The organism is Candidatus Thermoplasmatota archaeon, from assembly GCA_029907305.1.
GTDB lineage: Archaea > Thermoplasmatota > E2 > DHVEG-1 > DHVEG-1 > JARYMC01.
In genome coordinates this window covers 26,173-36,433 of record JARYMC010000003.1, presented here as the reverse complement: position 1 = coordinate 36,433, position 10,261 = coordinate 26,173, and the positions used below count along the sequence as shown (strand labels likewise).

12 protein-coding genes are annotated in these 10,261 nt (G+C 36.9%); 1 reads left to right on the top strand and 11 read right to left on the bottom strand.

What is annotated here, in order from left to right; genetic code table 11:
* The 5 genes from QHH19_00510 to QHH19_00490 all read right to left on the bottom strand — a co-directional run.
* Positions 1-1,455, bottom strand: a 1,455-nt coding sequence (locus QHH19_00510; protein MDH7516827.1) for a hypothetical protein, incomplete at its 3' end; no start/stop codon positions are given.
* Positions 1,440-2,495 carry a DUF1611 domain-containing protein gene (locus QHH19_00505; GenBank protein MDH7516826.1) on the bottom strand — a complete coding sequence of 352 codons (1,056 nt, stop codon included), beginning with the start codon at positions 2,493-2,495 and terminating at the stop codon, positions 1,440-1,442. The genes QHH19_00510 and QHH19_00505, both read right to left, overlap by 16 nt.
* A 36-nt stretch (positions 2,496-2,531) precedes the next feature.
* Complete coding sequence (locus QHH19_00500; protein ID MDH7516825.1) at positions 2,532-3,539, bottom strand: pyridoxal-phosphate dependent enzyme; 1,008 nt, start codon at positions 3,537-3,539, stop codon at positions 2,532-2,534.
* A gap of 143 nt (positions 3,540-3,682) precedes the next feature.
* Positions 3,683-4,324: a hypothetical protein gene (locus QHH19_00495; protein ID MDH7516824.1), complete on the bottom strand. Its 642-nt coding sequence runs from the start codon at positions 4,322-4,324 to the stop codon at positions 3,683-3,685.
* A complete protein-coding gene (locus QHH19_00490) occupies positions 4,305-4,805 on the bottom strand; it encodes a hypothetical protein (GenBank protein ID MDH7516823.1) in 501 nt (166 codons plus the stop codon). Before QHH19_00490 ends, QHH19_00495 begins: the two co-directional genes overlap by 20 nt.
* A gap of 73 nt (positions 4,806-4,878) precedes the next feature.
* On the opposite strand from QHH19_00490, the gene QHH19_00485 reads away from it, so the two are divergent.
* Positions 4,879-5,343: a hypothetical protein gene (locus QHH19_00485; protein MDH7516822.1), complete on the top strand. Its 465-nt coding sequence runs from the start codon at positions 4,879-4,881 to the stop codon at positions 5,341-5,343.
* Positions 5,344-5,347: 4 nt separating this feature from the next.
* On the opposite strand, the gene QHH19_00480 is transcribed toward QHH19_00485, so the two are convergent.
* The 6 genes from QHH19_00480 to QHH19_00455 form a co-directional block, all read right to left on the bottom strand.
* Positions 5,348-6,082: a hypothetical protein gene (locus QHH19_00480; protein ID MDH7516821.1), complete on the bottom strand. Its 735-nt coding sequence runs from the start codon at positions 6,080-6,082 to the stop codon at positions 5,348-5,350.
* Positions 6,083-6,183: 101 nt separating this feature from the next.
* On the bottom strand, positions 6,184-6,645 hold the full coding sequence (locus QHH19_00475; GenBank protein ID MDH7516820.1) for a hypothetical protein: 462 nt from the start codon (positions 6,643-6,645) through the stop codon (positions 6,184-6,186).
* Between the two features lie 249 nt (positions 6,646-6,894).
* Complete coding sequence (locus QHH19_00470; GenBank protein MDH7516819.1) at positions 6,895-7,596, bottom strand: helix-turn-helix domain-containing protein; 702 nt, start codon at positions 7,594-7,596, stop codon at positions 6,895-6,897.
* A 4-nt stretch (positions 7,597-7,600) separates the two neighbouring features.
* Complete coding sequence (locus QHH19_00465; protein MDH7516818.1) at positions 7,601-8,011, bottom strand: Zn-ribbon domain-containing OB-fold protein; 411 nt, start codon at positions 8,009-8,011, stop codon at positions 7,601-7,603.
* Positions 8,008-9,183 (bottom strand): thiolase domain-containing protein, encoded by a 1,176-nt coding sequence (locus tag QHH19_00460; GenBank protein MDH7516817.1) that lies wholly within the window; start codon positions 9,181-9,183, stop codon positions 8,008-8,010. The genes QHH19_00465 and QHH19_00460 overlap by 4 nt, the downstream gene beginning before the upstream one ends.
* A 6-nt stretch (positions 9,184-9,189) precedes the next feature.
* Positions 9,190-10,248, bottom strand: a complete 1,059-nt coding sequence (locus QHH19_00455) for a hydroxymethylglutaryl-CoA synthase (protein MDH7516816.1) — start codon at positions 10,246-10,248, stop codon at positions 9,190-9,192.
* Positions 10,249-10,261 lie beyond the last annotated feature (13 nt).

Genomic DNA, 10,261 nt, shown 5'->3' with positions numbered 1-10,261 from the left:
AGATTCAACCTCAGTTTTTTCTATGTTTATCCATTTTTCACCATGAAATTTACAGTAACCAGTGGTATATTGCTCAATGATCCTCATCAAACCGTCTCTGAACTGTGCTGGTATCAGACTTATATCACAAGTCTCAGGGTCTATGTGTATTTTTTCTACATGATCTATATATTTTATATCTGGGTATCTTTTTTTGTCATTTAGCAAATAAAATGATTGGTTTTTTTCATCCTCATCAAGACGCAGATCAGAAGGTTCAATTCTATCTGGGAAAGCCTTTATGTCTTCATCTTTGTAACCCATAACTTTTGGATCAGCCTTGTTCGCAATTAAAAACAACAAAATCCCTAGGCATTTGGAGCATTTGCCACATGGTACTATCTCTCCGTTTTCTATGTGGCACGAGTGACATGAACGCTGGTATTTCGCAAGATCAGGATAACGCCTTGTAAGTATTCTTTCTTCTACAAGACCTGACAGACCTCTGAGTATAGACCATTGATTCATACCAGGTATCCTCTTATTATACCATTGATGCATCCTGATATCAAATATTTGTTCCTGATCATATATCCCATAGTAGTGTGTTATACCAAGATACACAGGTTTTTGTCTAAGGTCATCAAATTCATTACCCATAAGAAGATTACCGATTCTGCGTTCAACAAAAACTGGTAAAAGTATGAATATATAAAACGGGAAAATACACAGCCTAATCGGGTAAGTATCTGCTTTTACTAGTCTATGATCCTTTCTTATAAATTTTAGGTTATCAAGCATGAAAGTGTATAATCTATCTACATTAACCCACACACGACAAGTATTTGGGTTTATGCGTCTATGATAATTATATGCAGGTATAGCGGTTCTCCAATGACCACCGCTTTCATTAACATAAAGTGGATGCACCTCAACTCCCAGCTCATTCAACAAAGCATATGTCAAAAGACTTTCTTTCCCACCACTTGATAATATCCCACAACTGTTTTGATTCATAATACCCTTGGCGACAGGAAAATCATTTACAACCTCTTTTGGTTCTATACATGCTCTAGGTTTTGCATCCTCGGGTTTTATCTTTTTCTTATCTGGTATAAACTCTGGTAGAATAAAATCTGCTCGACGTCGCAGAATTTTGTTAACAAGAATATCCCCGCTGAAAACAACATTCAAATCATTCAATAGACTCAGGTCAGATTTACTTACAGGAAAATCCAACAAAAGTTTCTTTGAAAAAAGACCATAATTCAAAAGGGGCATACAAAAAGCCATTCTCAACAAAGGCAGATGCTTTTCGTCAACGTTATTTTCATAACGAACCAACATGGAAAATTTTTTTTCCTCACCAGTGATTTTATTTAACGTCACATCAGCTCTTACTGATTTACCAACTAATTTGGGTTCAGATAAATTAATCGAAGAGAAACACAAAAACTTATCTAGTTCACTTGGCATGTTTTCTCCTCCAACACATCAACAATAGCATCTACGCCATCAAAGATTGGGTCAACCACTGGAACACGGAATTCTCTGCTTAGTTTTTCTTTTGCTGATTTTATATCTGTTTTTTTCATGTTTTCATGGTTTATGCCGATGCCAAACAATGATTTTTCTGTGAGTAGCTCTGCTATTTTTACAACCCGTTCTGGGTTAGGCATAGGGTAACCTGGGAAACCATCTAGATGAGGACGTTTTGGTGCATCCATGAGTAAAAAACCATTGATTTTTCCAGCAACCAGAATCTCAAAACCACCTGGGAAAAAAGGATGAACCAAACTCCCCTGCCCTTCAATAATCATAAAATCAGGTTGTTCATCACGCCAGGAGTCAAGTATCGCACCTTCTATACCACCTGAAACAAAATCATTTACCATAGCATCTATGATAACACCATGTGGCCATCCCTGCAACCAACCAGTTTGACCAGTGTAAATCATGTCTGCCTTGTATCCACGTTTTTCTAGTTCCTCAACTATTAACACAGCGAGTGTCCTTTTTCCTATCGCAGAATCAGTCCCTAGAACAGCAACACGAAAAGATTCAACATTTTTTATCTCACCTGTATAAAAACGTCTGTGATCACGAAATATCTTACGTACATCAGTGATTGTGCAATTATTTTTTTCCGCAAGCTTGGAAAAAACCGGGTCATCAGAAATAAATTGATGCAAACCAGAAACAACATCAAGACCATTTGAAAGCGCCCATTCAACAGCCTTTTCATAACCTTTTGGGAGGACACCACCCTCAGACACCGCTCCAACAATAAACGTATCTGGTTTAGCAAAAGAAAAAACCTCCTCAAGATCATTTACCAAAGGTATACCACGGTTGATACCATCTAATATCTCGCCAGCATCACTCTTTGGTAAAGTTGAATCAACAACACAAACAATGTCATATTTTTTGCTGAATCGCACAAGACCATGCGCAGTCTTACCATCAGCACAACTATAAAGACGGTCAGCGTATACAACAGCTTGGTTCTTCAACATAAACTTGTATTAATCCCCCCATTGAAATACGTGCAATTATCTAAACTTCCTACCAGTTAAAACCAAAACATAATCACTACTCAACTGTCTATGCTGCTTGAATTTTATCAAAGCATCAATCGCACTAGTTGACGCAGGAAGAACATTCAAACCCTCAAAATCCTTCAGCAGAGTATGAAGCTGCAACATACGAGAATCACTTACGTAATCAGCCCAACCATTGGTTTCATATATCGCCTTCAAAGCCTCATCACCGTCATAAGAATGATAACTAATAAGCGGCTCATTCACAGCAGTCTCTCTCAGCTCATCTGGACGTAAATCCACAACCTTCGAATCACCGTTTTTAAAACTATTAACAATCGGGTTACCACCACTCGTAGACGCCCCAACTAAATAAGGCATAACATCCGTTAAACCACGATCAAGAAGATCCTTAAAACCATGATAAATACCAAGCAGTGTAGTCCCATTCCCAACTGGCACAGAAACAGCTGTTGGCACACGACCAAGCTGATTAAAAATCTCATAAGCTATCGGCATATAACCACGCCACCCCTCACTATCGTTACCAGGATTTGCGTCATACAAGTTCTCTTTCTTTGCTACCCTCCTACTCTCCTCAACAGCATCCTCATATTTACCATCAACAGTAATTATCTCAGCACCAAGAGCATTAAGTTCAATTTTCCTTTTAGGCGTAATAAAATATTTTTCTGGAATCAAAATCTTAGTTTTCAAACCAGCTAGTTTCGCAAAATACGCAAGAGAAACACCATAGTTACCGCAAGTACCAACTGTGACACCATCATACTCCCCCTCTAAACTTTTATTAATGTGATAAACAGAAATCCTATCTTTTTGAGTACCAGTTGGATTCACACCCTCAAATTTTATATGAACCCTACCAAAACCAATAACGTTTTCGATGTTTCTTGCTCTTGTAAATAAAGTGTTCCCAACACTCTCAAAATTAAAAAATGGTGCCCCCTCTTTTTCTTTCTGGAAGTTCATCAACTTCCCATCAACTCCCAATCTCCTCAAACATCATCATACTTTTTTTTATCAACTCACAACATAAATGATATCGATAAAGATGTATTAAAATTTTTTGAAGAAAAACGCAAAAAATTTTCATTTTCAAAATAGTAAAATATTTTTTTTTCAGCAAATTCATTTTTTAAAAATCATTTTTGATAAACAAAAATAAAAACTTGTTTCTCATCAGCATCATCCCAAAAATTATTGTCATTGTTATCATAATAAACAAAAGCATTCTCTATGTAAACAGTTTTATTTCTAAGGATATAAAAAGGCGATAAAGCAAAAGATTTGTTTAAATTCTCCATCTCATCTTTAAAATAATTTTTAACATCATCAATATAAATTTTTTTTATCGGATCAGAAACATTACCAGAATTTCCAAAATTTTCTTTTAAATAATTATGCAAACCAATTCTACCAAACCACGGTGAATTTTTTTTCTGCGGCCATGGTTTAATCAAAAAACGTTCTTTACAAAAAATTTCATTACCAAATTTTCCTTTAGCTGACACAACAATATATTCTGATGAGATACTAACATTATAATCATAATCTTTTTTAGGGAAATTAAAAACCGTTGTTTCCTCAAAAAATTTAGTTTCAGCTCCTTCCACCAACGTAGAAAAAACATTTGCTATATTCTTCAACTCCGCATTTCTCTGCCAATCATTAAGAAATATCAGCGAAAAAACCGCAGCTAGAATTACGCCGGTCGCAACTATCAAACCAATTTGTGAGAGCGTTAGACCCATTATACCTTTTTCATCATTTGTAAATTTTGACATACGTTTTTCCATCAACTTCTTTAACTAACTCAAGTTTTAAATCATAAATTCCTGGGTAGAAAACAGCTACCTGGTTAGTGTTTTTACCTGAGAATCTCGCAGTTGAATGAGAGACTGATATTTCTCCGTTGTTCATCACAAAAAAATAGTTGTTGCTTGTGTTTTCATCCAACGTGAGATCATTTATTTCGTTTGTTTTGTTTTTTGGTAAACCACCGAAAACAACAAACTTCATATACGATGGGAATTCACATTTGATTGTTATCATTGTTCCTTCATCTGCATATTCGAACATGTTTTCTGCTTCGTAAACAATTTTGTTTACCTCTTGTTGTGTTTTATGAAATTGTGAATCTACATAAACATTGTATATAGATATTGATAAAACTGCTGTGATAGCGGATGCTACGATAATTGCTACTATGAGATAGATGGGTAAACCCATCACCGCCTCTTTGTTAGATACGTTTAATTCTTTCATATTTTACGTCGTATACTCATTATAAAAATATATAAATATTTAAATAACTATCTATCAATAAATGATTTTTGTTATGAAACGTCTGCATCTCATCTACCGTGATAGTTTCAGGTTTTTTATCAAAAACAAAAAAGCTGTTCTTGGTTTGCCTATGAGGCTTACCGTATCGCTCATAATTGGAGCTGTTGCATTAGCAGCGATAGTGTCATATGTATTGAACCCATGTTTATTTCCTAGCAAGATGATTGTTTCAATTACACCAACGATGAATATTATATCTGGTAGCGACCCAGTTGATCTTGATATCATTGTTTTTGTTAACGAAATAGATGGTCACCCAATTGTTAATGCAAATGTTGTTGTCAAAGGAGCAGGTGGTTTAGGCTCTGGTGTTACAGATGAGAATGGTAAAACCGTTATTCATATAACAGTTAAACTTGAAGAAGGTGTAAACGAAGATTATCTTGATGTCTCTGTTAAGGCAGCATGTCGCGAGACTTTTTCTCAGCAGGATATGATAAAAATTGTAAAACAATAATTTTTTAGGAACTATCATTGATTTTGCTAGGTTTTGGTTTTCTAAAGGGTTTAGAATTTGAAGCCTTTATGTTAAATGTTTTTAGTAACGTAGACGCTATTAACACGATGCCTATGAGAAATAGGAACAGTGGGGATATCACTATTTCTTTATGTCCTAAAGCAACCATTACGGCTATTATGAAAACAAGTATGCCACCGATAAAACCAGTGATCTCTATAGGTATTTCCATATCACCGAGTTTCATAAAAGGTGGCTCTCTTCGCTCAATTTTTTCTAACCTCAAGCTGATGTCATACAAAACCTTTGAAGTATAAATTTGTTTAACCTTAATGTTTTCATTTATTTTATTTAGAAGTGATTTGAGTTCATCGGTTTTTTCTCTTAACCCATCAACATCATCTTGTAATGATTTTATCTCTTCTTGCATTATTGAGAATTCGCTGTCTAACACCTGAGCTGCTTCTTCAATGGTTTTTTTGTTTTCTTCGTCTTTTAAAACAGTAAAAACTCTGCTTATAGGTTCTTCTAGTGTACCATATAATATTTTTTTATCTGAATCATCTGTTTTTCTAGATATCCTTTTTTCTACGGCAGAAAGACGAGAGCTTATACTATTTGTTGTTTGTTCTATTTTCCTTATCCAATTTCTAAATGATTGTATGTTTTCTTCTGATGAATAGCTATCCTTTTCTATTCTATTTTTCGTCTTATTTTTGTTTACTAGCAAATTATCCAACTCCACTATTCCCTATTTTTTGTACTCAAATGAATAATAAACTAGGTATAGTGTTAGATTAACTTGTATTTTTCCAGATTCGATACGATTCTTATTTATTCTTATGATGGTCTGTACAATAATACCGCTGAGTCATCATCAAAATCTTCGAAACCAGATGCTTTAACTGTCATTTTCATGTACGCCTCATTTACTCCTACGTTAAGATTTGCACCGTTAACTGTTATAGTAGCTTCGCCTTGAGCATTTGTTTTCCCCTCTGCTACTACCCCGCCTCCAGAAAATCTTACTGTAGCGCCTACTACAGGATCACGTCGGTCGTCGTTGGTTGTAACAGTAACTTTTACACTAAAGCTACCAAAACTCACTGAACCATCGGTTTGTATTGTTCCTGTTTGGGTAGCACCACTAACTACTTGTGCGGTCATGGTTCTTGTTCCTTTAGGAATCATGTATATAACTGCTGCGATGACAGCAACCGCTACTATCATCACAACAATGAGGTACATAGGTAGACCTAGAACGTCACCTTCTTCATTTTTAACAAAAATTTTTTTCCTCATTTTTTTATACCTCCCCGACAAACAAGATATTGTATTAATCAATATATAAAATTTTTGGTGTATATTAATAAAATTATTTAAAAAATATAATTTTTTATAACAAAACTAATTTTTCCCACTAGCACAAAAACAACATACACTATTGTGCATATCGAAACAATTCCTGCAAACTAGTCTACCACATAAACTACAGGTAAACATAGCATCTGGTTTACCACATATACTACATAACCCCATTAAGTCCATAAACTATTTTTCCCCTATTGAAACTAATTTCTTCTTTAAATCATCTAGACGAAGATCTGTAAGAACCAAAGGAATTTTTTCACGCTCAGCCAGTTTTATTGCAAGAGGATCAACAGAACCTGGTCTATGGTACACTACAACAGTAGGTTTAACGGGATGTACACGAACAGCAATCATAGGACTACGACCATATCTAATATTAGTAAATATCAATGCTCTATCAGTACTCCAACCATAGAGACGTGCATAATCAGTGGAATCCATGGTCTCAATAATTTTAACGCTATCAATCAAAGTAAAACCTTTTACGTTATTATCCAAACCAACATTTTTAGGCGTCAAAATCTTCCCATCTATGCTTTTAATGAAGTCATTAGCAGCTATAGAATATGGGTACTCCATCATCTCTATGACTCCCTCGCTAGTTTCAATCAACGAAAGGTAGTGATGTAAAATTTTTCCCCCTCTTTTTTTATCTATCTCAATAAAACCCTCTATTATTTTCCTAATAGTTTGTATACCCGGTGATTTCCTACGCCCAGACTCATAATCACTTATAACACTGGGTGACAGCTTCAAAAAATTCGCAAGATCAGTCTGAGATATATCAAATATATTACGCCATTTACGTATAGTCTGACCAGGTTTTGGGCTAAGGGTTATCTCGCCTGCGATTTTTTCAGATAAAGCATTTTTAATATCCATATTCTCATTTCACGGGCCTAAATTTGTAGCCATAATAGATCGCACCTACAGAACCATCTTCCTGTATCTTCCTAAATGTTGATTGGACTCTCATACCAATTTTAACATCTTTAGGGTCGCAGTCAACGATCTGGGCGGTAAGCTTTACCCCTTCATCAAGCTTAATGACCGCTATCGGGTACGGTGCCTGTCCTTCAAACTGCTCAGGTGCCTCATGTATTATTGTGTAGGTTACAACCTCTCCTTTTCCACCGAGTTTAATGTTTTTCATTTTACCTATACTCTTACGTCTGCAATATGGGCAGGACTCGCGCGTGGGGAAATAAACCTTGTCACATACACCACATTGGTTTGCAATTAGGTTGTATCTCTGCGGTATCTCTCTCCAGAACCTTGGTACAGCTGCGTCTGTCATTTTTTCATCGCCTCCAATATATGAACAACACAGGAAGCCCCGCCACCACCAATGTTATGTGCAAGCCCGATATTTGCGTCTTTAACCTGTCTTTTATCAGCTTCTTCTCTAAGCTGGAATACGATCTCTGCGATCTGAGCTACACCTGTAGCACCAACAGGATGACCCTTGGCTTTCAAACCACCACTTGTGTTAACAGGGATTTGACCATCAAGGGTTGTTATCTTGTTTTCTATGGCTCTACCACCCTCTCCTTTTTTAACAAAACCCAGGTCTTCGATTGCGAGTATCTCAGCTATAGTGAAACAATCATGTACCTCTGCTACATCTACGTCTTTTGGTTGTATCCCTGCTTGTTTATAAGCAGCTTTTGCTGCGTAAACAGTCGCCTCAAATGTACAAAGATCTTCACGGCCATGCAGTGGGAGCATATCAGATGCCTGACCAGAACCAATAATCCTAACTGGTTTATCTGTATACTTTTTTGCTTTATCCATAGAACATAGAACCACGGCTGCGGCACCATCGCTTAGGGGAGAACAGTCAAGCATACCTAGTGGAGATGCCACCATTGGTGCATTCAACACGCTTTTAATATCTATAGGTTTCTTAAACTGAGCATAAGGGTTTAAAGCACCGTTCGCATGGTTTTTAACAGCAACCTCTGCAAGCTGTTCCCTTGTAGTACCATATTCATACATGTGCCTGTTTGCTATCATAGCATAGATACCAGCATAGGTTGCACCAAAAAACGTTTCCCATTCCTGATCTAGAGATGTTGCAAGAATATCAGAAGCCGTGCTGCCTGTTACGTCTGTCATCTTTTCTACACCGCCAACCACAACCACGTCATTAATACCAGATGCAACTGAGAGATAACCTTGTCTAAAAGCTAGGCCACCAGAGGCACATGCACCCTCAACCCTAATAGCTGGTATATGCATATGCGAAAAACCAGCGTGATCAGCAACAAGGGCACCAATATGTTCTTGGCTTATAAACCTCCCAGCACTCATAGAACCAATGTACAAAGCATCGATCTCTTTTATACCTAGCCCCTCTACATCAAATATTGCTTTTGACCCAGCTTCCGCGATTAGCTGTCTGAATGATTTATCCCATAGTTCACCAAACTCTGTTAAACCAACACCTATCACTGCTACCTCCCTCATCTTTTATCACTCCCAATACAAAAGATCCCTAAATTTAGCGTATGTAGCATAATCTATGTATTCCTTATCCTCAATCAACTGAGATACCAATGGGGCTTTATTTCTTTGCATTTTATTTATTTGTTCTGTGACTGTTATATCAAATGAATCACTACCAGCCCCAGAGCCATAGCTTGTAACCATTATACGGTCACCAGGTTTTGCTACATCTAAAACAGATGCAAGACCAAGCATAGATGCACCAGAATAGGTGTTTCCAATAAAAGGGCATAAAAGACCTTGTTTAACTTGTTCAGGAGAAAAACCTAGCATTTTTGCAACCCTCATAGGAAATTTACCGTTGGGCTGATGAAAAACAACATAGTTGTAATCCTCTGGTTTCGTACCAACATGATCCATAAGGTTTTTTGTACTGTTCACAATATGTTTAAAATATGCTGGTTCACCGGTGAATCGTCCACCATGGGATGGGTATTTCCTTCCCTCTCTACGCCAGAAATCAGGTGTATCAGTGGTAAAAGAACAGGTGTAGTTGATTGATGCAATCACATTTTTTTTACCAATAATAAATGCTGCTCCCCCAGCGCTAGCTGCATATTCCAATGCATCGCCAGGTGCCGCCTGTGATGTATCAGATCCTATGGCTAAACCATATTTTATCATGTCTGCTTTTACCAATGCCATACATGATTGGATGGCAGCAGTCCCAGCTTTACAGGCAAACTCGTAATCAGCAACTTTTAGATCAGGTGTGGCACCTATTGCTTCGCCAACAATGGTTCCAGTGGGTTTAACCGCATATGGGTGAGATTCACTACCAACATATATAGCACCGATGTCCTGTGGATTAATATCGCATCTTGCAAGAGCCGCCCTAGCTGCTTCTACACTTATCGTAGCAACATCTTGGTCAAGTGATGGAACTGATTTCTCGTTTATACCTAATCCATTAATTATAGTGTCTGGGTCTTTTCCCCATGCTAGTGCTATATCAGAGGATTTGATTCTATACCTTGGTATGTTTGCTCCGTAGCTTACTATACCAATAACATTGTTTTTTGTCATGCCGAAGCAAAAA

Bases quoted from the DNA above. Each gene is read 5' to 3' on its own strand.
- QHH19_00505 (MDH7516826.1), bottom strand. From the start codon at position 2,495: ATGTTGAAGAACCAAGCTGTTGTATACGCTGACCGTCTTTATAGTTGT.
- QHH19_00495 (MDH7516824.1), bottom strand. From the start codon at position 4,324: ATGTCAAAATTTACAAATGATGAAAAAGGTATAATGGGTCTAACGCTC.
- QHH19_00490 (MDH7516823.1), bottom strand. From the start codon at position 4,805: ATGAAAGAATTAAACGTATCTAACAAAGAGGCGGTGATGGGTTTACCC.
- QHH19_00485 (MDH7516822.1), top strand. From the start codon at position 4,879: ATGAAACGTCTGCATCTCATCTACCGTGATAGTTTCAGGTTTTTTATC.
- QHH19_00475 (MDH7516820.1), bottom strand. From the start codon at position 6,645: ATGAGGAAAAAAATTTTTGTTAAAAATGAAGAAGGTGACGTTCTAGGT.
- QHH19_00470 (MDH7516819.1), bottom strand. From the start codon at position 7,596: ATGGATATTAAAAATGCTTTATCTGAAAAAATCGCAGGCGAGATAACC.
- QHH19_00465 (MDH7516818.1), bottom strand. From the start codon at position 8,011: ATGACAGACGCAGCTGTACCAAGGTTCTGGAGAGAGATACCGCAGAGA.
- QHH19_00460 (MDH7516817.1), bottom strand. From the start codon at position 9,183: ATGAGGGAGGTAGCAGTGATAGGTGTTGGTTTAACAGAGTTTGGTGAA.
- QHH19_00455 (MDH7516816.1), bottom strand. From the start codon at position 10,248: ATGACAAAAAACAATGTTATTGGTATAGTAAGCTACGGAGCAAACATA.